Origin of the sequence: Parvimonas pharyngis, from assembly GCF_046569675.1 — a bacterium.
GTDB lineage: Bacteria > Bacillota > Clostridia > Tissierellales > Peptoniphilaceae > Parvimonas.
Genome location: NZ_JBKICJ010000003.1, coordinates 20,197 through 44,000 on the forward strand (window position 1 = coordinate 20,197; position 23,804 = coordinate 44,000).

Consider the following 23,804-nt stretch of genomic DNA (forward strand, 5'->3'; position numbering starts at 1 on the left):
CTTATTATATCTTACATTTTTAATTCTTGTTGACTATATTATATTATACCATATTTCGTATACTTCATAAATCACAAAAGGCAGAACCGGAGTCCTGCCTCAAATCAACATTATTTATCTTATCACTTCAATCTCCACCTTTGCTTTAAATCGAATCGTAAACTTATCCTCGTATACCTTTATTTCCTCGATGTATCTTCTAACCAATTTATCATCATACTCTACTATCTGAGTATCTTGAGTTTTAACATATGTTGAAAGCTCATTGATTCGTTGTCTAGTGCCTTCTGTCTGAGCATGCTTTACCATGAGCATATGTTTGTTCTGTCTTAGTCTTTCCATTTCATCAGCACATTTTGAATAGTCTTTTTTAGCTTGTACCAATTCCAAGAGTTCCTTCTGCTTTTCCGCAATGGTCTTGTTTATGTCCTCGATTTCATCAGAAGTGTCTTGACTGATAACTTCTAAAATATTTTCTTCCAAAATATCTATCACATCCTTAGAACTCTCCAAGACAGCGTTCATGGCATCTATAACAGCCTGTTGAAGTTCTTCCTCCGGCACTGTCGGCGCTGTGCAACCCGATGGTCCATTTTCCACTCTTGTGCAGCATCGCCATACTATTGATTTTTTACCCCTGTTATTCCATGCAATTCTCCTGTAAATATCTCCACATTTCATGCAGGTGCAAATACTGGATAGTGCATATTTGCTGGAATATATCCTACGTTTTTGCCCATCTCTACCACTTGTCATATGTGCTCTTCTTAACATTTCTTCTTGAACCTGTGTAAAAATATCTCTCGGTATAATTGCTTCCTGACTATCCTTTACATAATACTGTGGAACTGTTCCATCATTTTTTATCCTAGTTTTTTCTATGAAATCTGTTGTTATTGTCTTCTGTAAAAGCGCATCACCAATGTACTTTTCGTTTCTAAGTATCCCTCGAATTGTGCTTATATGCCATTTATATCTTTTTCCACCGGTTTTAATCTTATCATGTTCTAGCCCCATAGCTATATCCCTAAAACTTGCACCCTCTAGGTACTCTCTGAAAATTCGTTTTACAATCTTCGCCTCACTTTCATTAACGATAAGCTTTCCACCCTCATCCTTTGTATAACCAAGGAAATGCTCATGATTGACCTGTACCTTTCCTTGTTGGTATCTAAACTGTAGTCCTAACTTTATATTCTGCGAAAGAGAGGCTGACTCTTGTTGTGCAAGAGAAGCCATGATAGTAAGGAGCAGTTCGCCAGATGCTTCTAGGGTATTGATGTTTTCTTTTTCAAATATGATGGCGATATTATTTTCCTTTAGCTTTCTAACATATTTCAGGCAGTCAATGGTATTTCTGGCAAACCTGCTGATGGACTTGGTAATGATCATGTCGACTTTCCCTTCCATACAATCATCAATCATCTCTATGAATCCTTCTCTTTTTTTAATGTTAGTTCCGGAAATTCCATCGTCAGTATATATCCCGGCAAGTTCCCATTCTTTATTCCTTCCAATATATTCTGTGTAATGGTTCACCTGCATTTCATAACTTCCGGCCTGTTCATCGCTGTCAGTACTAACTCGGCAGTACGCTGCGACTCTTAATTTAGGCTTATTTTCTTGCCTTGTTATTCGATTACCAGCTCGTATTCTAGCAGGTATCAATGTTACGTTCTCATTCATTTTCTACCTCCACAATTTGACCATATGCATACTCTGCCTGCTTATATGGATCCTTATATTTTTCTTCTATCTTTTTAATCTTAAAAGCTCCGATTTCTTCTTTTGGGTGAGGTCTATAAATTCCTATACGATTTTGACTTCTCACATTATGTTCTCTGATTTCCTGTACCTTTGCAAAAATATCTTTATCAATAATCTGTGGATAATACACTGTCCCAAGATATACTTTATTCTTCAGAATTCTACCTACAACTGAATGAGTCTTATCAATTCCAGCTTTCTTAGCAGCCGCTATTATGGATTTACAATCAATGTATTCTTGGTAAAGAGCCTTGATTCTTTCTGCATCAACTTCATCAACTACCGCTATTCCATTTTCGATGCGGTATCCATATGGTGTATGTGTCATATCTTTACCAACCTTTCTGTTAAATTCAGCCCGCATTTTAAAGCGAAAGTTATTTCATTTCTGTTATTAACTTTAATCGTATCAATATATTCTAGAAATAAGACATCATTAAATTCTGTGATATCTTCTTTTTTAGATGCAAGTCTAAGAAGTTTCTGCGCCTCATCTAAATGGCTTAAATCTCCGTTAATGCTTTTTACAATAAGTTGTTTTTCTCTCGCCAGTCTTTCCGCTTCTAAGGTCAACCGATTATTTTCTGTGTGAAAAATCTCTGGCTCGATATAACCAGAACTCATCAGGTTTGTTAGAACTGTTGCCTGCTCCGCATTTTTTTCAATCTGCTCTTCCAATGTTAGTACCTGTTTTAGTCTTTGCTTATTATTTGTTCCCTTAAGACCCATAACAAAAGGTTTCAGAACTTGGTCATGTACAGTCTGCAGTTTACGAATCATTCTAAGAAATGCAATCTTTATATCCTCATCACGAATGTACATCATTGAACAAGCATTTTTATCTGTAATATGTCTATTACAGCACCAAGCCACATAATCTCCACTTGGTTTGTAGTGCTGTCTTCTCTTAAAGGTTGCTCCACATTCACCACAGTAGATTTTTCCTGAAAATACATATCTACTCTGGTATTTCCCAGTACCTTTTTCAATGCTTTTTTCTTTTCCTCTTTGCTTGATTACTTCTGCTGCCTTATCAAACATCTCATGACTAACAATCGGCTCGTGATGGTTTTTATAAAGGTACATATTTTCTTCACCATAATTGATATGGCGGTTATAATTATCGTCTGTATATGTCTTTTGAAATATCGCATCGCCTGTGTACTTCTCATTTTGTAAAATCCCTCTTACAGTAGTACCATGCCATTTGGCTCCCTTCTTGCTTGGAATACTTCTATTATTTAGCTCTCTAGCTATAAGATGGGTTCCCATTCCATTAATTGTCATAGTAAAAATTTCTTTAACAATATCTGCTTCCTTTGGGACAATATTCATTTTTCCATCCTTGTTTTCATAGCCATATGGTGGATAGCTGATGATAAAGGTTCCTGCCTTAAAACGGTTTTTTATAGACCACTTACTGTTTTGTGAAATTGATTTTGACTCACTTTCAGCAATGGAGCTTAAAATAGAAAGCATAAGCTCTGAACTCATATGTTCAGTATCTATATTCTCCTTCTCAAAAAATAAGAAAACCTTTAAACTTGTAAGTTTTCTTACCATTTCAAGACAGTCCGTTGTGTTTCGTGAAAACCTACTGATGGACTTTGTAATCACACGATCAATCTTTCCATCTTCACAGTCTTTTAATAAAGCAAGCAACCCCTCTCGCTTTTCTATCTTCGTTCCAGATATTCCTTCATCATAATAAAGACCTGCATATTCCCAGCTAGTATTTGCATTAATATAAGATTCATAATGTTCTTTTTGTATTTCTAAACTAAGTAGCTGTTCTTCGGATTTGGTTGATACTCTGGTATAGGCAGCGACACGTATTTTTCTTTCTTTCACGAAGCTTTTTGTAGCTTCAATTTTTGTTATCCTTGCCATTGTCTCACCTCCTTATTTTATCAGTACTATATATCACTCTACTTGCTGTAATTATCAAGTCATATATCCATCAAATCCTTATAAAAAGGAGAAAATTTTTCTATGTTCAATACCTTGATTTTGTTGTACTCTTCTGTGGAAATAAGTCCTTGCTCAAGCAAAGATTGTGTTAGTTTTTGGGCTATTTCATATTCAAAATCCTTACGCATGACTTCCTTTGTCATCTTGCGGGCGGATACATCAATGGAAGAAGGTATGCTATTAGTTACATGCATTCTCCTCACCTCCAAATCTGTCATTGATATAACATTGATGACTGCAGTATTTTCGATTCTTATTTCCATAGGAAAAAAATGTCTTATCGCAATATCTACAGACGCACTCATAGCTTGCCTTTCTATCTACCTCATCCATATGGCTATTCCACCATTTGTTTCTACAGCTATCTGAGCAAAATCTTTTTTTCTTTCTTCCAACAGGCTGAGAAATTGGCTTCCGGCAAAATTCACAAACGCCCAAATCTCCCTTATCTTTTTTTGTTTCAGTGATACCATTGCGTCTGCAAAAACTTTTAATAGTATTTTTAGAAATATCCATTCTCTTGGCTATTTCTGTATAGCTTAGCCCTCCTTCTCTTAATTTTATAATTTTTGCCTTTTCATCTTGGTTCATAGTTTCTGCTCCCTTCTAAGTATCTAAGGGAGTTTTAAAGATGATTTTCCGGATAAAAATCAAAATATTTTCTCCCTGCATATCACAGGCAAAGAAAAATAGCTAATTTTTAACCTCAAATAAAAAAAAGCCTGAAGATCATTCCATTTAAGGAACAACCTTCAGGCAATTTTTCATTATTTAGTTATAAGAGTTCATTTACTCTTTTTTGTACGGCATTATAATCATATCCTGCTGCTTTAAGTCGGTTTACTCTGTCTTGTCCATTACCCCAATCACCTCTAATCACTTCTCTTGCGATAGTATCAATAGACTTTGTTTTTGATGAGCCACTTAGGATTTCATTCACTCTGTTTTGCACAGCATCATAATCATATCCTGCTGCTCTAAGTCGGTTTGCTCTGTCACTTCCATTTCCCCAATTTCCTGCTAGAACTTCGTGTGCTAAGGTATCTACACTCTTTGATTGAGTAACCTTATTTGGATATACTTCATTTCCACTTGCATCAAACACCTTATATCCCGCATTGGCATTAGCACACTTCTTTGCATTATCGAAATCTCTAAAGGCTCCTTTTTGACTCTTTGCATCAGACCATGATTTTCTAACCCTATACAAAGAAGAAGTGCTCGCTCCACCAGAAGATGAGCTATTTCCAGAAAGTTTTTTATTTACCTCACTTGCAATATATGAGAATTTACTGCCTAGATATGGCCCCGGACAATTTGTATTGGCATACCACTCATGCTTTTGAAGCACTCCATCTTTTCCACCTGTATAGGTACAGTTTCTAATACCATTTCTTCTGCAAATATCTGTAACTAAATCAATCAGTGTGGCAAGAGTCCTATCACTTACTGGCCAATTTCCGCCATTTGCTGAATTTGCCACCTCGATTGTAACTGCTCTATTATCACACCATGAACTCGATGTACACCAAGAGCGATTAGCCTCATCAACACATAAGACAATCTTATTATCATTTCCTATACCGTAGTTACAAGATGCCTGTCTTGATGTCGGTCTAAAAATCTGACCGATTGTAGCTGCACTAATCGCACCGGCTGTATGGTGAATTGCTATCTTTGTAATAGGCTGATTTCTATGTCCACTATGATTTGGACTAAGCATTGTCATATTTACTAAACTACTGTTACTCATGGTCTTTTCCTCCTCTTTCCTTATCATGTAACTGTTCTAAAACCGCTTTTAATTTATCCGGTACCGGAAGTCCGAGATGTGCAGCATTTTCAATAAGGGAAAGTCCCTCATTTGATAGATAAAAGAAAACAACTGCTGTTCTTAGCACACTTCCCGACTTAATAATCTGAACATCAATAATGTTTGCTATTCCTACGAGCATAAAAATAAGCACCTTTCTACAGATGCCCTTAAACCCGACAGAACTAGATAACTTCTTATCAGTTATCGCACACATCACTCCCGTTATGTAATCAATGACTACAAATAAAAGAAGTGCGAGTATTAGTCCATCGCACCCTCCTAAAAAATATCCTAGCCATCCTCCAACTCCAGCAAATGTAAGCTGAATCATACTCCAAAATTCTTTCATATTAATTTCCTCCTAACCACATTGTCATATCCATAGATGCAAATAAATCAACTATAATCGGTAATTCATAAGTCGGTGCCAATGTTGTATAAATTACTAGCTCATTTGTTATACCTAGTGGATATTTTTGAATACCTGCTAATTTCTTTGGCTCAAGCCTTAAAGTATCTATACGAACAAATATAGATATCTTATCAAGCTCGACATTTTGCATTTTTTCTTTTAATCTCCTACACTTAAATACACCTTCTGATTTCTCCCATTCGTTCGGCTTTATATTTAACTGTATATGAAATGCCGGCTTTTCCGATTCGATATACTGTACGATAATGTCATACATCTTTGATATATACTCTTTATTCACAACAACCTTACTTTCCGTTGTTCTTTCAAACTCCGGAGTTTCTACAGTAGGTCTTCCTTTGAATACCGGACTATCAAGTAGTGCAAATTTAGACTTTATCTTTTCATAAAATCTATCCAGCCCTTCTTTACTTAAAAACTTTTTAGCCATACAGAACACCTACACAAAAAGAGCATCAATCTCTTCATTTGTAATACTACTAATATCCACCGCTTTAAGATAACCGCTAAGATCTACTGATGTTGTACCAATCTTTTCAAACTTATCATTCAGCCAGATAAATTCATCATAGGCATCATTATCCCCTTTAGCATTTGAAACAAGATAAATAGTTGCCTTTTCACCACTAGCTGGAAGTTCTTCTACCACAGAAAACTCAATAGATTTTACATTACCAATAAGACCTTTGACTTCTTCAGTAAGCTCTGCTTTTTTTACAAAGTCTGCATAGTCCTCAAGCTCTACTACTTTCTTGGGAATAGACGCTACTTTAGCATAAGCCTCAATACCTTCCATCCCATCAATTCTATGTGGAATTTCTGATTTCTTAGCATAATCACCTGCATCTTCTAGGTTCTCTACCTTAGTTGGAACACTTGATCTAAGTGCATAGTTTTCAGCATCCAAAAGATCTGTTACATTCTTTGGAATAGCCGTCTTTACTTCATCAAGTTCTGTTTTTTTTATAAAGGTATCCTTTAGTTTCTTCCATACATATAAAAGTCCGTTGTTGTCTAAATATTTTGTTGCCATTTTTCTTCCTCCTGTTATTTAAGTAATTCTTCAAGTTCAATATTTGTAATTGAATTAAGTCCGAGTTCTTCAAGACTTCTGTTTCCAATCAGCTTTACTTCATTTATCTTTGGCTGATTGACTAAGCTATTGTAGTCAGATGAACCAGAGTCTGTGACCCTGATAATCGTTTCAAAAGATGTATCCATCGGTGCATCTCTTTTAAAGCTTGCATTAATTTCTGCCATTAAATCTCACCATCCTTTAAAATTTCATATGTGCTAATTCGTATTAAAGATGATGCTATTGCACTTCCATCAGAAAACTTTGCTCTTATTTGGATTGTCACAATTCCCTCCATAAAAAGCAGCGTGTCTTTCTGAGATAGATAAACAGATACAATATTATTTTGTATTTTCACTTCATCAATACTCTTTTCTAATATGACCTTGCCATTTTGTTTGTAGGTAATAAAAAGGACAGATGCATTTGTCAAATCCACATCTGTCCGAAATATATTGATCGGTGTTGTTCCTCGGTGCATTGGTCACCCTCCTATGCTTTTTCTTCATCTCTTGCTTTTAGTTTTAGAATTTCATCATTAAGCTCTTTTTCTCTATCTTCATAGTATTTATCTAGGTTTTCTCTAAACGCATCAACTTCAAGTGAGTTTTCACTTATCACAGCTGACCTTACATCAGCAAGTATTCCAGCAAGTATTCCTTCTACCATATAGGTTGGAATAGGTATTCTTTGCTGCATAGCTGCTATATGTGAGTTTAACTCTCCTCTAAATTTTTGATAGGCAAGAGCGTAATTAATAGTTGGTTTCTCCATGTACTTCCTCCTTATCTCTTAGTAGTAAATCCAGCTTTCGATTGATTTCTTCAAGAAGAAGTATATTTTTATCTTCTTTTACTTCCTGCTTTTTTACTACATCTTTTTTTAGTGTTCCTTCATTTATCACTACTTCATTTGTATTAATAATCAGTTCTGGCATCTTTACCTCCTATTCATAATAATTCAAATCCATTAGAATCCCGTCTTTAAATACCATGCGTCCATTTGGCCCCCAGCTTGCTACTGTCCCATTTGAGTTCATACTAAGTATCTGTACAAAATTAATTGTTGCATTAACCCCAAAGCCATCTCTCCACTGTGGATCAACGATTTTAAACCCATGAGCATAAAAATTACAGCCGAGATGAATACCATAATCACTATAGATACTTCCTGAACGTGAGAAACACAACATAGTAGTGTAACTTCCTGAATTTGTGTATTCTTGTTGGGAAAAAGCCATATATTTACCTTCACTGTCAAGATCAAAAACTAGACCTTTATGTGAACTGTTTGCACTCCATACATTTGTACCAATTTTACCTATATACTTCCCATCACGATAAAAATGGTTTCCGTTTTCGTCAAAGGAAGCTCTCTTATGACTAGAGTCAATCATACCGTTATATAGACCAATCTCTCCTGCCGTTATCTGAACATAACTGCTTGCACTATTAAACCCAAGTAAGAAACTGTTATAATTTTGTCTCATAAATGTTCCAAACTCACCTTTTTGAACCATTGAGGAAATAGAGCCTTCTACCACAGATATTTTTGAAATTGCAGTTTCTGCCTTTTCTTTAGCTGCCTGTATGTCCTTATCCTTTACTCTCACCCATTCAAATGATATAGAAGAACTGATACTCTCAGATGACGAATATTTCCATAGCATTCTCGTACCATCTTTGTATGGTGAGTGTTCTGATTCAGGATAATTACTACCAGAAAGGTTGATTATCTCTCCTGCATCAGTTGGTAAGCTAGAAACACCCCCTATAAGTTCCCTATAAGTATCCATTTTTTTAATGTAGTCAATCTTAAATCCATAATAGTCATGCCCCGAACCGTCACACCTCCAGTAGAGCAAAAACTTATCAGATGGAATGAAAACTATTTGACCTGCTATACTTGTTCCACCATACCTTGGGAGTGCATAAATCTTACCGTCAAATTCATAGAAGATTTCTACCCAGTCATAATGCTCACTTTCTGTTCTTGAGCTTGCATTAAATTTAAGCTCAAGTCCCTGCTTTTTCATAATATATCTATATGCATATCCAGTGGTTGTATCATAGAAAAAATCTCCTACATGGCTTTTTCTGACTACATCTGAATTCCAGCTATTTGTTGGAGCTCTTGAGTTATTTGGTTCATACGTTCCATAGTAGTTTCCATTCTTTTGTTCTAACCTCTGATTTACAGTTTCTACGCTTGCTTCAATTTTTCTATCTGTAGCTGAGAGCCTAGTATTAACCTCATTTATGGTGTAGTAGCTTTTAAGTTTCCTATCTGTATCAGATATTGCCTCCGTCTTTGAATCAAGGATTTGTTTTTCTACCTGTGATGTATATGAAACAGATAGTTTTTCAGCATCAATAGAGTGGCTCATGATTCTATTACCATAAATCATCCCATCAAGCGTCATACCAACAGCATATGGTCCTTCATATCCGTTATGACTTCCTCCGATACCATTCATATTAACTTGAAGCACCTTAGTAGCAGTTTTTTTATCCGGCGTATCCATATATAAATCTCTTAACCATCTGCCGGAGGAATCATATTCTGTTAGTTTATATCCACCTTCAGATATATTCATCTGAGCCTTTAGATTATCTATGGCACTCTTCACTCTTTCATTGTCAATCTTTCTTGTAACAAGGCTTTCTTCTTTTAGCTGCCTTACTACATCTACTGAACTTTGGATGTAACCTTTAGCTTGATTACTTCCTAGAACCACCTTTATTTCTCCAGGCTTTTGAAGTGGAATAGTCTGTTTCATTACTGGAAATACTCGATCCATTCCAAAAGGATAAGCTATACACCTTACTCTATCACCACATTCAATGGTTTCTGTAGGTATTCCAAACTCCGATAAGTCAACTGCAGATAAAGCTAGTTCTACCACCTCAAACTGATTATCCTTAAGCCACGCTGCTCCTTTTCTTAAAAGATTTGCAGGAACTGTTACATCATCCCATCTGATTACTCTGCATACCCAGCCAAATTCATCTTTTGCCTCTTTTGAAACAAGATAGTTTTTCCCGTCGTTTACAGATTGAATATCCGTATATTTTTTAAGAATATCCTTTTCATCTCCATCTATTTCTTTGCCAAGAGGTATAATCGCTGTAGTGATATCTTCAGCAGATAAATCTTCCGTATAATCAAGAAGATTTACCCCAAATTCAATAGACTGCTCTGTGGCTTTTCCCATTTCTTCAAGTCTTAGGTAATCAAGATATAGATGCTCTTCTTCCCTTCTTAACTTCAAATATCCACCTAGCTTATCTACCATTTTTGTCATGATGACTTCCATTGTAGTTTCATAATTAGTAAATCTATATAGAGAGTTATTTGAATCGGTTACAGTTACTCTTCCAAGCATTATCTTTTTCTTTTCATCCACCTGTTCATTATGGATTTTAAGAAATTTAGAAAGTAACTGATAGGGCGTTTGGTCATGGTATTCCATCTGAGGCTGAATGCTGTCAGCTAGATATGATAAAAGACCTACGCACTGGACTTTCTTATTTCCACGCAGGTCTTTTGTTTGTTCTCTAACTTCCCCTATAAATATTTCTTTTTCGTCTCTGTACACACTGACAATAGACTTTCTATTATAGATTTTTTCATAATAAGGATTTTCAGGCGGACATATAAAGCTAAGTGAACCTGCCGTATTTAATTCAAGATTCAGTGTAGAACTAATCAGAACTGCCTTCCCATCACTTGGATAATATATGGTATTTCCATCCATTATGATTTTATACATCTATAACCACCCCCTTTTATATGAAATATCTATGGTGCTGTTACCTGTTAAAGAAAGCACTAAATCTTTTCTTTCTCTTACTTCCGGAAATCTATTTATTCCTTTTTTGATACTGAACTTCTTTCCTTTAAAATTTAATGTCACAATATTTTCTGTTTTATTATTAAACTCAGGAACTATAGTCATATCTGAATCAAATGGAATTATCACAGTCTTGCTATTTGTAATAACAACGCCCTCAAGTTTATGAATAATCTCTCCACCATTTACCAAATCAGAAATCTTATATTTGTATGGCTCAAGCTTATAGTCTAAAGTAATAAGTGAATAGTTTTTATCAGATTTAAATTCACTCACCCACATTCTACCTTGATAGATATAGTCTTTTTCCGTATCAAGCACAATATTGGTCTTTTTCCCATGAACAGTGCTTAAAAGTTTCCCATAAACCTCTTGCCATTTTTCAGGATCTGATACAAGAAATTCAAATGAGCCTGTTCTCATATCATATAAAACCTCTCCTCCAAGGCTTTCTGTAATATCTATTTCCCCTTGTATGCTGGGTATATCAAGATATTCTAATTTTGGAAATGGTAGGTTAATAATAGGCTTGCTGGTCGGAACAAGTCCAAAGTCTTTATAACTATGAAACTCTCCAATTTTCATCCCATACACACTTACCACCCCCTTGCCTTTCTATTTTGTAATTTATAAAGTTCCATATCTATCTTTGGTGCAATGCCTCCAACCAGTTCTCCTGAATCAAGAACGATGCTTGTTTCTGCAAACTGAGGGAAGTATCTATCCATAATAGCAAGAACTCTCGTCATTACACTAAGAAGTTCTCCATTTGCTCCTGCCGTCATATTTGAAAGTGTGTCAAGTCCCATAATCACTTCAGGCCCTGCCTCCCCTCCTCCAAGAAGATGACCCCCTTTACTACCGAAGATAGTAGCACCATTTAAGAGCATAGGTTTATTCATAGCCTTCTTATACCAGTCAATTGATAGATGTGGTACAGATGGCGGGGCTAAAGAAAAATGACCCTTGATGCTAAAATGTGGTAGTTTGATGTGAGGAAGTTTTAGCCTAATACTTGAAAAGAACCCTTTAATCGCATCAACTACAGACTTTACTTTATTTTTAGCCTCCTCAATCGGAGTAACAATAGCACTCTTTATTCCATTCCAAATAGAAACTGCTGTATTTTTGATTCCATTAAATATGGAACTTACTGTGCTTGATACTGCATCAAAGACTGTGCTAATCTTATTTTTTATTCCATCTACCACAGTTGATATGACTGATTTAATAGCATTCCAAACACTTGTTACTACATTTTTTATGCTGTTAAAAATTGTAGTAATCACAGATAAAATAGCGTTTATAACTGTTGTAATGACTTCTTTTATGGCGTTCCAAACAGTTGTTATCACAGTTTTTATGGCATTCATAATGCTTGTAATAACCTGTGAGATGGTGTTTAGCACAGTGCTTACAACAGTCTTAATTGCCTCCCACACCGTCATAATAGTTTCTTTACAGTTTTCCCAAATAAACCTAAATGGCAGAGTAATCAGTTCAAAGTATCCTTTAATTAGCTCTACGATAAACATGAGTGCTACAGTCAATACATTCATAATAGTTTCCCATACCGTAGTAAAAATGCTGACTAGGCCTTCCCATATTCCCTTAAAGAAATCTGAGATGCCTTGCCATATACTCATGATGGCAGTTGACACCTTTTCCCATAAGCCTTTAAACCATTCAGTAATTGCTCCCCAATTTTTAATAATAGCTATGATAGCCACAACGGCTGCAATAATAGCTGCGATAATAGCTATGATTGGAAGAAGGGAAACATTAAGAGCTCCAAAACCTACAGCTGCACCACCTGCTGCTGTTCCTGCGGCTGCTGTTCCTGCTGCACTTGCTCCTCCTGCTACACCTACTGCAGTAGTTGCTGTAGCTGTTCCTCCAAGTAATCCAATAAGACCCCCAAGAGCAGATGTAATTGTTCCAACTGCAGTAATAACTTTTCCTATAACAACAAGTACCGGTCCTACCGTTGCCGCAATAAGTGCTATCTTTACAATAGCCTGCTGCATACCGGGAGATAGACTATTCCACTTTTCATTTAAAGACTTCATTATTTCAGCAAATTTTTCTAGCATTGGCTGAAGGACTGTCATCAGAGAATTTCCTACATCAGCACCTACAATCTTTAGACTGTTCATAGAGGTCTTAAACTTATCTATAGGGTCTAAGGTTTCATTAAAGGTAGAATCCACATTTCCTAAATTATCTTTTAGGGATGTACCTAGCTCTTCAAAGGAAAGAGAACCATTTTTACAAGCCTGATAGATTGCTGGACCTGCCTTTTTTCCAAATAGGTCAATTGCTGCATCGAGTCCTTCCGTATCTGATTTTGCATTAACCATGCTATCTTGTATATCTTTCAAAGCCTCTTTCATAGGCTTTCCGTTTGCCGTTGCATTAGAAAGTGCCTTAGATAAACCTGTCATAACCTGTGATGTGTCTGCTCCTGACATTTCAACATTTCCTAGAAAATTAGCTGCATCTGATGCTGAAAAACCAAGTTGCTGAAGTGCTGCAGAATTAGTTACCATGCTCTTTGCAAGTGTATCCATACTGATACCTGTTCTTTGTCCAACAGCATTCATAGTATCAAGTAAGGCTCCTGCATCTTCAGCTTTAAGTCCAAAGGCAGATATTACCTTCTGTGTATTATCAATAGCAGTAGATACATCTATATTATTTAGCTGTGCAAACTTAATAAACTTTCCAGATAGCTCCTCTAACTTTTGACCTGTAAGTCCAAATCTAGTGTTTACCTCTCCTATAGCTGCACCTGCTGTTTCAAAGTCTGTTGGAATGGAAGTGGCAAGGTTTTTCATGCTATCTTGCATTTCTTTTAAAGCCTTACCGGATGCTCCTGTTTTCTGAACAATGATATCCATTCCTCTGTCAACTTCATTAAAGGCAGATAAAGATGCAGCACCTATCGCTACAATAGGTGCTGTTACATGAGTTGATAGACCTTTACCAACTTCAGTGGTCTTATCTCCAACTTCTTTAATTTTATCGCCTGCTTCTTTCATAGAAGCAGATAGTGCTGATGGTACTTTTTTTGCTTCTTCCTGCAGTTCCTTTAGGTTGTTTTCTGTTTCAATAATTTCTCTTTGCAGAGCATCGTATTTGTCTTGTCCTAGTTCCCCTTTTTCCAGTTGTACTTTTGCCTGCTTATCTGCTTCTTTTAAGGCATTTAGCTTTTCGCTAGTTTCAGCAATTTCCTTTTGTAGTAACTGCTGTTTTTGAGCAAGAAGTTTAGCGTGGGAAGGATCAAGTTTTAATAGCCTATTCACATCACGAAGCTGCGACTGTGTGTTTTTAATTGTAGAGTTTACACCTTTTAAAGCTTTATCAAGACCTGTTGTATCTCCACCAATCTCAACAGTAATTCCCTTTATTCTATTGGCCACTTGACCACCTCCTTTTTGTAAAATATCAATCAAAAAGAGCAAAAGAAAGACACCAACCGCCATAATACGATTGATGCCCTCTTCGTTCATAAATAATGATCAGTCAAAATCATATGGATTGCTATAGCACATCCAATCAAGTGGATACATTACGCCACATTCAGCTTCAATTTGTGCTTGACGCTTCATCCAGCGCTTTGCATCCTTCTTACGAGTTAGCTTTTTTGTCATCACATCATTTGACATTCTAGCCCTGTAAGCTTTGTTGTTCGGATTATTCTGATTTGCATAATCATTCAGTTGTTGTTTTGTGTGAGTTTTTGAAGACACACCTTTTTGCTTAGCCATGAACATTTCTCCTTTCTCCCTGATTCCGTATAAATGATTACGCACAAGATAGCGGACACTAAGTCACCTTCTAAGCTGAATCCGAAAAGACGACGCTAATCGAATTATCCCTGCATTTAATCATGCCTCAAGGTTGGAGAATAATTTTAATGTAACACATAAAAATTATCTAGTATATTATACCATTGTTTTTAAAATTCAAAAACCCTAAAATTTATCAAACTCAGCTTGACCTGCAACTTTGCTGTATTTTACTCCATCATTTGATTTTTCAGTCCAAATATCAAGTACCATACCGATGGTTAGTAAATCAAGTTCAGAGATACTTATCCCTATTTCCACACATCTTAGTATAAATAGGGCTGTTGTCATTTCCCTGCTACTCTTTGGAAGTTTTTTTTAGACTGAACTTCCGTCTCAAGGTTTGCTCCCCAAAGTTCAAGTATTTCAGGTAGAATCTCATAAATGGAAAACATCTCAAACTGATCAAGCCAATCATCAATATTTCCAGCAATACTCCTATCTGCATGGTAAGCCATAATATAGGCTACATTTTCAAATATCTCAAGGTCATCTATTTCAAATGAACTCTCACTTGCCTTAAATGTCTTTTCTAATTTTGACAGGTCCTTGAAAATATCTCTCTTAAATTTAATTCTGTATAGTCTTGGTATTGTAGCTGACGAACGAAACTTTACATCAACCTCTCCTACTCTTACTGTTTTTTCTAGCATAAAAATCCTCCTTAATGTCCTGTAGGTTTTGGTGCTTCACCTTTAGCCTGTGGAACATACACATTCTTATACCAATTAGCATAAGTATCTGCTGATGTAGTATCTCCAGTTCTTGATTTTACAAGACCGTCCTCTCTTGGATCTGCTGTAAGTGATAGTGTTTCTGTTCCAGGTTCAATCGTATCTTCTTTAGTTTCTGATTCAATAGATGGTCTTGATGCTGAGCAGTTATATAGAACGTGTCTAATTGCATTTATATCACCATCAAATTCGAATAACAGTGCAAACTTTTCTGTTTCAGATACATTTGCCTTTTCTACAAGTACACCATTTCTATCAAGTTCTTCTTTTAGAATTTCTGTTCTAAACCACTCTGGGATAAGTGCAATCTCTAAATCCCCGCTATATCCGTTATTAGCAGTCGATCTAAAATACACAATACCATCTGCATAAAAAGGGCTAGACTCCCCTTCAGCATCAAGACTGATACTGACAGCTCCAGGAATTGCCTTTGGATTTTCGTAAGTAAATGCACCACTTGTATCTTTTTTCAGCTTTGCAGCATGAACATTTTTAAGGTTATACTTTACCTTATTTCCCATTTGTCTTTACCTCCATTTCAAAAATATATAGGACTTCATAGAGTTTTTCAGACTCTATAAAGACTTCTGATTTGTTATAAAAAATGTCGTACTCCTCTAGTACGACCTCTACCTTCTTTTCTATATCTAGATTTTTGTAATCTGTATAAACTTCAATATGAACTTCATTTGCTTTAAAATACACCCTTCCATCCGCTGAAAAGTTATCGCTTACTGGCAAGATGTAAATAAGAAAAGGTGGATTAGGTGATTCACCTTCTGCAAAGTGGTGATAAGCACTCGGAAGTCCAATTTTCTTTATAATTTCTAGTAGCTTATCCATTTGAAATCGCCTCCATTATCTCTTCTTCAAATACCTTTATAGCTTTTTCCTCAGCGTTTGCAATGTGAGGCCTAGCGGATACCCTACCTCCACCACGCTTTGCATGACCAAACTCAAGAAGATGGGTAAGCTGATATCTATTTTTAGAATGAACGACAAGTTCCAGACTGCTTGATGTTTCTCTCACAGTTTTTACCGTCCAGCTTTTAGAATACTTACCTGTACCACTTGGAGCATTGCTACTTATTTCATCACGCACGGTCTTTCCTGCATTTTGAACTGCCTTTTTTACTTTTTCAGTTGTAACATCAGCATATTTTTCAAGTCCCTTCATCACTTCAGATGAGAGACTATCTATTTTTACATTACTCATCTTTCCACTCTCCTACAGTGCAGTTTCATACTTTTCTTCTTGTAATTCATATGGTCAATCCCCTTTATTTCATAAATAGAATTATGAAAGATTACTCTAAAACCTATTGATGAAATATCAGCTACCTCTCTACTGTAGCGAATGGTAAAATCAATCTTGCTTTCATCCCATATAGCACCGCTACTTGTTTCCTCATGCGGGCTTTCACTGCTGATAGTTGCATAGCAAGAATAGTATTTACTCCACACATTTTTATGGTTTCCTATTTTATCCACTTCAATTTTGCTTTTTTCTATAGTAATGCGTTCATTTAATAGTGAAACTTTCATTAAAATCCCGCCTTTCTTGCTCCAAATAGCATAGATCTAAGCGTAATTGTTAACTCATGGTGGTCTGCTTCTTCTCTATGTTCATAAAGATAGGCAGCCCCATATAGAACTGCTACCTTGTATTCTTCAAAGTTTTCTCTGATGATTTCTTCTTCATTTTTTCTTGCAATAGCAAGGCACATCTTCTCTGCAGACTGGATAAGGGTGCTAATAAGATTATCATCTTCACTGGTATCCACCCTAAGATAGTTTTTCATTTCTTCTAGACTTACAACCATAACTAGCACCCCTTTCCATGAATTATGTTGTAGCCTTAATTGGAAGAATCTGAACAGCCTCTTTTAATACAAGCTTTCCATCGACTCTCTCCTTAGCCACAAAACCAATCATTCCATTACCTGCGAATAGTTCAGTAAGTTCTTTGAAAGAACGAGCTCCTCTATCACCAATGTTGTAATAGCTAAAGTCGCCAAATGCGATGGCATTTTCTGGTGCAAAAGCTGAAGTCTTAACTGGATAACCAAGAATTCTATCAGGCTCACCATCCTGATAAGATGGCTGCCAAATATATGCACCATTGTTATCTTTAAGCTTTCTCACCTGTGCGATTGCCTTATCGTTCATGATAAATGTAGCATTCTTTCTATATGGACGTTTTAATGCATGGATAAGGTCAATCAAATCATCAGATTTTACTGCTGTGACGTCCTTTAGATAAGTTCCTCCATTCGTTTTATTAAAAATACCAGTTGGTTTGCCAGTACCATCACCGTTTAGAAAAGCATCTTCCTCTGCGTTTGCCAGTGCTTTACCAAAAGCAGTCAAGATATGGTCTTCTAGTTTAAATGCATTATCGTATAATAGTTCTTCTGTTACTTTGATTGCGACATGAAGTTTATGTGCATCAAGAAGCACCTGTGCAAACTTAGAATCGCCAAAGTTAAGTGCTCCACCTTCTTCAATCCAGGCTGCTGCAGGATCTGACATAGCAATATTGATTTTATGCTGACCACTTGTTGTGATAGTTGTTCCAAGAGAGCGCATAATATTTTCTTCTTCAAGCGTCTCAATCAATCTGTCATCGTACTCGTCCGGAACCAAATACCCACCATCTGCATCAACACCTTCTTGAAGAACATTTTCTACTCTCTTAAAGTTCGTACGCAGAGCATTTAACATCGCATTTTTATACTCATCTCTTGCTCTACCTTTCTTTTCTTGTCTTTCTTCAACCTTCATCGGTCTATTTACAATCGCATCAGACATAGGCTTGGATAGTTCTTTATCTAGCTCTTCCATCTTCTGTAGACGCTCAATCTCTAGGCTGAAATTATGGACCTTCTTTTCCATTTCGTCATAGACCAAAGCATCTTCTTCAGAAATAAGGCCGTCCTTATCTCTCTTACTATCAAGGAATGCCTTAGCACCTTCCCAAGCTTTATTACGTTTTTCAATCATCTCTAAAATCTTACTCATTTTTCTACCTCCAATTTTTCATTAAAAAAAGACGGTCCATTAATTCGTCCGCCTTAATTCCTATATTTGTTTCTTTATTTTCTATCTTGCATTTAGTAGCTAACTTATCCATCAGTGAATTTACTACTTGTGCCTCCTGATACATCATAGAAACCTGTGGAATTTCCATGTCATTAACTTCACTTCTTTTTAAGATGTCATCTGCAAAACCAAGCTCTACCGCTTTATTAGCATCCATCCATGTTTCTGAATCCATTAGATGAGATAGTTTTGCTCTGGACAGTCCGGTCTTAATTTCATAAGCATTGATGATTGACTCTTTCACTTCATCTAGCATTGAGATTACTTTTTCCATCTCGCCCTTATTTCCAAAAGCAATAGTCATAGGATTGTGGATCATAAGCATGGATACAGGACTCATTAAAACCTTTGTTCCTGCCATTGCAATAACAGATGCAGCACTTGCTGCTATGCCATCAATCTTGACTGTGACATCACCCTTATAGTCGATTAGCATATTGTAGATTTGAGCTGCTGCTACACAGTCGCCTCCTGGAGAGTTAATCCAAACAGTAATGTTTCCATTCCCTTTATTTAACTCATCTTTGAAAATCTGTGGTGTTACATCATCATCAAACCAAGATTCTTCAGCTATCGTTCCATTAAGGAATAGGATGCGTTCTATCACTTCCTCTTCGTTTTGGTTTTTCATTACTTGATTCTTCCACTTCCAAAACTTTTTCATTAGGTTCTTCCTCCTCTCCTTCATCACCTGCAAATGCTCCTGCACGATTTAGTGGGAGCATATTTCCATTTATGAGATACAAATCACCACCATCTTCACTTGGAATACGATCTAGGTTTTCTAATTCTCTAATATCATTGGCAGACATCCATCCGTTTTGTCTTCCGATAGCATAGCCATTCATTCTTGATTGGTAATCTCCACGAAGGAGTCCATCAACATTGAATTTGACATAGTACTTTTTCTTTTCCTCCTCAGTAAAAAGCCTTCGAACAATGGATTGCTCCCATCTTGCTACCCAAGGATCAAGAGTGTACTTCACAAACTCAAGTGACTGCTGCTCGATATTAGAAAAGCTAGACTTCTCAAGGTCACCTACCATATGAGGTGGTACTCTGAAAATCCTAGCTATCTCATTGATTTGAAATTTTCTTGTTTCTAAAAACTGTGCTTCATTTGGAGAAATGGAAATCGGCGTGTACTTCATTCCTTCTTCCAAAATCGCTATCTTATGGCTGTTTCCTCCAGAAAAACCCTTAGACCAGCTTTCCCTCATAGCCTCAGGATCTTTTACTGTTCCAGGATATTCTAAAATTCCACTTGGTGTTGCCCCATTAGCAAAAAACTTAGCTCCATATTCTTCTGTTGCAATTGCCATGCCTATAGCATTTTTAGCCATTGCAATAGGTGAATAGCCAACAAGCCCATCAAAACCAAGTCCAGGAATATGAAGAACATCTGACTCATTTAACTTAACAATCCCTTGTTTTTCCGTTCCTGCATCTGAATCACTTACAAAATATTCATAGCATATTTTGCCCTTATCATCTCTATCCACTTTCATCCTATCAGGCATAAGTGGATAAAGACCTAAAACCTCACCCTTACCATTTCTGATAATCTGGGCATAGGCATTACCCCAAAGGAGTAAATGTGTCATCATAGTTTCTCTAAAAACGAAACTTGTCATTTCAGGATTTGGTTCATCGTGCAGCACCTTATATAACGGGTGCTCGATTGCTTTTTCAGTTCCTGTGTCGGTCCTAAGGTACACATGAAGTGGCAAACTTGCAACTGCTTCAGATAAAATACGAACGCAACTATATACTGCAGTCATCTGCATAGCCGAGCGTTCATTAACTCTTCTACCAGATGAAGAACCGCCCATTAAAAAGCTATATGCACTTCCATTTGTTCTATTTATAGGCTTATCACGACTTTTAAATAGTCCACTTAATATTCCCATTCAAATTCCTCCTAATTTTCTATATCAAAAAAGCACCTACTGTAATTAGTAGATGCTTATCGTTATGTTCTTTCATTATTTTATTTTAATAGCCATTCAATTACATCAATAGATTGAATCCCATCATATTCATCGTCAAGTGCTTTATCTAAAGTAATAACCATTTTTTTATAATTATTATGGATTTTTTGTAACGATTTTAATTCTCTTTCTCTTACCAATTCATTTTTCATGCTTTCAGTTACTTGAATATACATTTTTTCATTTGCACTTGTAGCAATAAAATCTACCTCTAAATTATCAATTTTTCCAATTGCCACATCAAACCCGCGTCTTAGCAATTCAAAGTAAACTATATTCTCTAAAGAATGTCCTCTGTCTCTATCTCTAAACCCAAGTAAATAATTTCTTAGTCCAATATCCACTATATAATACTTGCCAAGTGTTCTTAGATACTCTTTTCCCTTTATATCAAATCTCTTAACATCATAAAACATATATGATTCTTTTAATGCTCCTACATATGATGCAATAGTTTGCGTTGCTGGTTTCCCTTGTCGTTCACGATTTTGGATCATGTTTTCAGATACAAGCGTATTGCTTACCGAATTAAGAGATGTATTATTTCCAATATTATCTGCTAAAAATAATATGATTTTCCTAAGTAATTCTGCATCAGTAATTTGTCTTAAGCCTCTTCTTTTTTCACGTTCAAGGATATCTCTAACAACTACAGTTGAATATACCCCATCGAGTAAAGTCATCGCTTTGTCTTGTTCAAGCCCAACATCTGCTATCCCAGGCATACCACCATATCGCATATAGGCATCAAATAAGTCTCTGATTTCAACAATTTCATCATTCTCATTTACTGCTCTTTTTCTCTTTTCCCCAATTGGTGTTTTATATTCCTTTAATTTATATCCATGAAAATCTATAAATTCCTTAAATGATAATGGATACATTTTTATTTCTACATACCTACCAGATAAATATGTAGAGTATTCCGATGACAATAGATATGAATTGGACCCAGTTATATATATGTCGCAGTCAAAATCAACTCGAAATGAATTTATAGCATCTTCCCATCTTTCTATCCTTTGAAGTTCATCAAAAAATAAATAAGCCCTTTTTGTAGTTGGAATTTTTTTCTTTACATATTCATATAATTCTTTGTAATTCATCTCTTGAAACTCAAGGGATTCAAAATTTATTGCAATAATCTGATCTTGTTTAACTCCAGAATTTAAAAGATATTCCTGCATTAGTTTTAATAAACTTGATTTTCCACATCTTCTAATTCCTGTTATAACCTTTACGGGTTCTTTGTCTTTAAATGCAATCAATTGATTCAGGTATATATTTCTAGTTTTTAGCTTTTTCTCATAGTGCAACATACCATATCCCTCCTTTTTGATTACATTATACCCTAAACTTTTATTTTTATCAAGTTTGAGGTATCAATTCCCTAAACTTAATCTTATTTCAGAAAATCAAGTTCTTCTGAAATAAGGATGACTCTTCCCTATCTATATTTCAAAAACAGATGCCTACATAAATACACTCCCTCTTTCTTTCGCCTAATTATAGTATGTTTTTAGGCGATTATTTATACTTGGCACTTTCTTCTGTGCGTTATAAAAGAAAAAACAACGCACAAAAGCAAGTCTTATCTTTAGACAAATAAAATACCTCTACTATCATAAACACTTTCTGTATTTTGATTCCCACACCTAATTGCCCTATCAAGTGCCATGATTGTCGCAATCGCACCATCAATTTTTTCTGTGGATTTTTCCTTATCTGCTTTGATGTTTCCTGCAGGGTCTGTCCTAATAAATATATTATCCATATTCCATCTAAGAACAGGATGCCCACCATGAGCAATTTTTTGTTCTAGTGTTAATTTCATAAGTTCTTTCGTTGGTGGGGACATATCCTTAAAGCCTTGTCCGAATGGAACAACAGTAAATCCCATATTTTCTAAGTTCTGCACCATCTGAACAGCACCCCACCTATCAAATGCAATTTCTCTAATGTTATATCTTTCTCCTAACTTCTCGATAAAGCTTTCTATATATCCATAGTGAACTACATTTCCTTCTGTTGTCTGAATATACCCTTGCCTTTCCCATATATCATATGGAACATGGTCTCGCTTAACCCTTAACTCCAGAGTTTCTTCCGGTAACCAAAAATATGGAAGTATCACAAATTTATCTTCTTCATCTATCGGTGGAAAGACTAAAACAAAGGCTGTAATGTCTGTTGTAGAGGAAAGGTCTAAGCCTCCATAACATACTCTTCCTTCAAGTTCATCTTCATTAACTGCAAAGGAACATGAATCCCATTTTTCCATTGGCATCCACCTAATTGCTTGTTTTACCCACTGGTTAAGTCTTAACTGTCTAAAGGAATTCTCCTCACCAGGATTTTGCTTTGCAGATTCACAGGCGGCCTTTACTTTATCAATTCCAACCGTCACCCCTAAAGATGGATTTGCTTTCTTCCAAACCTTAGGATCTGTCCAATCATCTTTTTCATCTGCTCCATAAATCACAGGATAAAAGGTAGGATCTATTTTCCTACCTTCTAAAATATCCTTAGCCTTTTGATGCGTTTCATAGCAGATTGAATGCGTATCTGTTCCTGCTGTAGTGATTAAAAAGTATAAAGGCTGGGTTCTGGCATCTCCTGACCCCTTTGTCATGACATCAAAAAGTTTTCTATTTGGTTGTGTATGAAGTTCGTCAAATACTACCCCATGTATATTAAAACCATGCTTGGAGTAGGCTTCAGCTGATAGCACTTGATAAAAGCTATTTGTCGGCTGAAATACGATTCTTTTTTGCGAGGCTAGTATCTTCACTCTTTTATTTAAGGCTGGACACATCCTTACCATATCAGCGGCTACATCAAATACAATTGTTGCCTGCTGTCTATCAGCAGCACATCCATAAACCTCTGCTCTTTCCTCATTATCCCCGCAACAAAGAAGGAGAGCTACTGCTGCAGCAAGTTCACTCTTTCCCATTTTCTTTGGAATTTCAATGTATGCAGTATTAAACTGCCTATAGCCATTTGGCTTAATCACACCAAATAAATCTCTTATAATCTGTTCTTGCCAAGGGAGTAATTTAAATGGCTTACCTGACCAGGTACCTTTTGTATGGGATAGACATTCGATAAAGTTTACCGCATAATCTGCATGTTCTTTATTATAAACGGAGTCCTTCTCTTTAAATTTAGTTGTCTTATACTTTGCCAATACTATCCCTCCTTCTAAGCA

Annotated in this window: 29 protein-coding genes and 1 pseudogene; all 30 read right to left on the minus strand. The window is 36.1% G+C overall.

All coding sequences use genetic code 11. The features are described from left to right. Nucleotides 1-114: 114 nt before the first annotated feature. Nucleotides 115-1,686, minus strand: coding sequence for a recombinase family protein (locus ACLGL0_RS04075; RefSeq protein WP_411013730.1), 1,572 nt, complete (start codon nucleotides 1,684-1,686; stop codon nucleotides 115-117). Beyond that, entirely contained in the window at nucleotides 1,679-2,131 is a 453-nt protein-coding gene (locus ACLGL0_RS04080) for a recombinase family protein (protein ID WP_411013731.1), read from the minus strand. The genes ACLGL0_RS04075 and ACLGL0_RS04080 overlap by 8 nt, the downstream gene beginning before the upstream one ends. Then, a complete protein-coding gene (locus tag ACLGL0_RS04085) occupies nucleotides 2,092-3,657 on the minus strand; it encodes a recombinase family protein (RefSeq protein ID WP_411013732.1) in 1,566 nt (521 codons plus the stop codon). Before ACLGL0_RS04085 ends, ACLGL0_RS04080 begins: the two co-directional genes overlap by 40 nt. 59 nt (nucleotides 3,658-3,716) lie before the next feature. Continuing rightward, nucleotides 3,717-3,932: an SHOCT domain-containing protein gene (locus tag ACLGL0_RS04090; protein ID WP_411013733.1), complete on the minus strand. Its 216-nt coding sequence runs from the start codon at nucleotides 3,930-3,932 to the stop codon at nucleotides 3,717-3,719. Continuing rightward, a complete protein-coding gene (locus tag ACLGL0_RS04095) occupies nucleotides 3,919-4,329 on the minus strand; it encodes a helix-turn-helix domain-containing protein (protein ID WP_411013734.1) in 411 nt (136 codons plus the stop codon). The genes ACLGL0_RS04090 and ACLGL0_RS04095 overlap by 14 nt, the downstream gene beginning before the upstream one ends. Before the next feature lie 184 nt (nucleotides 4,330-4,513). Continuing rightward, on the minus strand, nucleotides 4,514-4,690 hold the full coding sequence (locus ACLGL0_RS07155; RefSeq protein WP_427189556.1) for a hypothetical protein: 177 nt from the start codon (nucleotides 4,688-4,690) through the stop codon (nucleotides 4,514-4,516). Then, nucleotides 4,664-5,491 (minus strand): annotated as a pseudogene (locus tag ACLGL0_RS04100) (N-acetylmuramoyl-L-alanine amidase); the annotation flags it as partial. The pseudogene ACLGL0_RS04100 and the gene ACLGL0_RS07155, both read right to left, overlap by 27 nt. Beyond that, on the minus strand, nucleotides 5,484-5,903 hold the full coding sequence (locus ACLGL0_RS04105; protein WP_371475328.1) for a phage holin family protein: 420 nt from the start codon (nucleotides 5,901-5,903) through the stop codon (nucleotides 5,484-5,486). The pseudogene ACLGL0_RS04100 and the gene ACLGL0_RS04105, both read right to left, overlap by 8 nt. A gap of 1 nt (nucleotide 5,904) precedes the next feature. Further along, nucleotides 5,905-6,417 (minus strand): hypothetical protein, encoded by a 513-nt coding sequence (locus ACLGL0_RS04110; RefSeq protein ID WP_411013736.1) that lies wholly within the window; start codon nucleotides 6,415-6,417, stop codon nucleotides 5,905-5,907. A gap of 9 nt (nucleotides 6,418-6,426) precedes the next feature. After that, nucleotides 6,427-7,020: a hypothetical protein gene (locus ACLGL0_RS04115; RefSeq protein WP_411013737.1), complete on the minus strand. Its 594-nt coding sequence runs from the start codon at nucleotides 7,018-7,020 to the stop codon at nucleotides 6,427-6,429. A 14-nt stretch (nucleotides 7,021-7,034) separates the two neighbouring features. Then, nucleotides 7,035-7,247, minus strand: coding sequence for a hypothetical protein (locus ACLGL0_RS04120; protein WP_006268695.1), 213 nt, complete (start codon nucleotides 7,245-7,247; stop codon nucleotides 7,035-7,037). After that, nucleotides 7,247-7,543: a hypothetical protein gene (locus tag ACLGL0_RS04125; protein WP_411013738.1), complete on the minus strand. Its 297-nt coding sequence runs from the start codon at nucleotides 7,541-7,543 to the stop codon at nucleotides 7,247-7,249. Before ACLGL0_RS04125 ends, ACLGL0_RS04120 begins: the two co-directional genes overlap by 1 nt. An 11-nt stretch (nucleotides 7,544-7,554) precedes the next feature. Then, a complete protein-coding gene (locus tag ACLGL0_RS04130) occupies nucleotides 7,555-7,836 on the minus strand; it encodes a toxin (RefSeq protein ID WP_411013739.1) in 282 nt (93 codons plus the stop codon). After that, a complete protein-coding gene (locus ACLGL0_RS04135; protein WP_411013740.1) occupies nucleotides 7,817-7,999 on the minus strand; it encodes a hypothetical protein in 183 nt (60 codons plus the stop codon). Before ACLGL0_RS04135 ends, ACLGL0_RS04130 begins: the two co-directional genes overlap by 20 nt. 9 nt (nucleotides 8,000-8,008) lie before the next feature. After that, complete coding sequence (locus ACLGL0_RS04140) at nucleotides 8,009-10,660, minus strand: phage tail spike protein (protein ID WP_411013741.1); 2,652 nt, start codon at nucleotides 10,658-10,660, stop codon at nucleotides 8,009-8,011. Between the two features lie 174 nt (nucleotides 10,661-10,834). Beyond that, complete coding sequence (locus tag ACLGL0_RS04145) at nucleotides 10,835-11,500, minus strand: hypothetical protein (RefSeq protein ID WP_411013908.1); 666 nt, start codon at nucleotides 11,498-11,500, stop codon at nucleotides 10,835-10,837. An 11-nt stretch (nucleotides 11,501-11,511) separates the two neighbouring features. Further along, the gene (locus ACLGL0_RS04150; RefSeq protein ID WP_411013742.1) at nucleotides 11,512-14,427 is read right to left on the minus strand and encodes a phage tail tape measure protein; all 2,916 of its coding nucleotides are present in this window, start codon (nucleotides 14,425-14,427) and stop codon (nucleotides 11,512-11,514) included. A 9-nt stretch (nucleotides 14,428-14,436) separates the two neighbouring features. Further along, nucleotides 14,437-14,685 (minus strand): hypothetical protein, encoded by a 249-nt coding sequence (locus ACLGL0_RS04155; RefSeq protein WP_411013743.1) that lies wholly within the window; start codon nucleotides 14,683-14,685, stop codon nucleotides 14,437-14,439. 207 nt (nucleotides 14,686-14,892) lie between these two features. Further along, nucleotides 14,893-15,057, minus strand: coding sequence for a hypothetical protein (locus tag ACLGL0_RS04160; protein WP_411013744.1), 165 nt, complete (start codon nucleotides 15,055-15,057; stop codon nucleotides 14,893-14,895). Then, nucleotides 15,054-15,419 (minus strand): hypothetical protein, encoded by a 366-nt coding sequence (locus tag ACLGL0_RS04165; protein WP_411013745.1) that lies wholly within the window; start codon nucleotides 15,417-15,419, stop codon nucleotides 15,054-15,056. The genes ACLGL0_RS04160 and ACLGL0_RS04165 overlap by 4 nt, the downstream gene beginning before the upstream one ends. Nucleotides 15,420-15,430: 11 nt before the next feature. Then, nucleotides 15,431-16,021, minus strand: a complete 591-nt coding sequence (locus tag ACLGL0_RS04170; protein ID WP_371475350.1) for a major tail protein — start codon at nucleotides 16,019-16,021, stop codon at nucleotides 15,431-15,433. Then, nucleotides 16,011-16,343 carry a hypothetical protein gene (locus ACLGL0_RS04175; RefSeq protein ID WP_411013746.1) on the minus strand — a complete coding sequence of 111 codons (333 nt, stop codon included), beginning with the start codon at nucleotides 16,341-16,343 and terminating at the stop codon, nucleotides 16,011-16,013. Before ACLGL0_RS04175 ends, ACLGL0_RS04170 begins: the two co-directional genes overlap by 11 nt. Further along, complete coding sequence (locus tag ACLGL0_RS04180) at nucleotides 16,336-16,716, minus strand: HK97-gp10 family putative phage morphogenesis protein (RefSeq protein WP_411013747.1); 381 nt, start codon at nucleotides 16,714-16,716, stop codon at nucleotides 16,336-16,338. Before ACLGL0_RS04180 ends, ACLGL0_RS04175 begins: the two co-directional genes overlap by 8 nt. Next, a complete protein-coding gene (locus ACLGL0_RS04185; RefSeq protein ID WP_411013748.1) occupies nucleotides 16,713-17,045 on the minus strand; it encodes a phage head closure protein in 333 nt (110 codons plus the stop codon). The genes ACLGL0_RS04180 and ACLGL0_RS04185 overlap by 4 nt, the downstream gene beginning before the upstream one ends. Continuing rightward, complete coding sequence (locus ACLGL0_RS04190) at nucleotides 17,045-17,323, minus strand: head-tail connector protein (protein WP_411013749.1); 279 nt, start codon at nucleotides 17,321-17,323, stop codon at nucleotides 17,045-17,047. Before ACLGL0_RS04190 ends, ACLGL0_RS04185 begins: the two co-directional genes overlap by 1 nt. A gap of 22 nt (nucleotides 17,324-17,345) precedes the next feature. Next, nucleotides 17,346-18,521, minus strand: a complete 1,176-nt coding sequence (locus ACLGL0_RS04195; RefSeq protein ID WP_411013750.1) for a phage major capsid protein — start codon at nucleotides 18,519-18,521, stop codon at nucleotides 17,346-17,348. A 4-nt stretch (nucleotides 18,522-18,525) separates the two neighbouring features. Next, a complete protein-coding gene (locus ACLGL0_RS04200; RefSeq protein ID WP_411013751.1) occupies nucleotides 18,526-19,266 on the minus strand; it encodes a head maturation protease, ClpP-related in 741 nt (246 codons plus the stop codon). After that, nucleotides 19,184-20,512: a phage portal protein gene (locus ACLGL0_RS04205; RefSeq protein WP_411013752.1), complete on the minus strand. Its 1,329-nt coding sequence runs from the start codon at nucleotides 20,510-20,512 to the stop codon at nucleotides 19,184-19,186. Before ACLGL0_RS04205 ends, ACLGL0_RS04200 begins: the two co-directional genes overlap by 83 nt. An 80-nt stretch (nucleotides 20,513-20,592) precedes the next feature. Beyond that, complete coding sequence (locus ACLGL0_RS04210) at nucleotides 20,593-21,912, minus strand: ATP-binding protein (protein WP_337978144.1); 1,320 nt, start codon at nucleotides 21,910-21,912, stop codon at nucleotides 20,593-20,595. A 278-nt stretch (nucleotides 21,913-22,190) separates the two neighbouring features. After that, nucleotides 22,191-23,783, minus strand: a complete 1,593-nt coding sequence (locus tag ACLGL0_RS04215) for a terminase large subunit (protein WP_411013753.1) — start codon at nucleotides 23,781-23,783, stop codon at nucleotides 22,191-22,193. Between the last annotated feature and the right edge of the window lie 21 nt (nucleotides 23,784-23,804).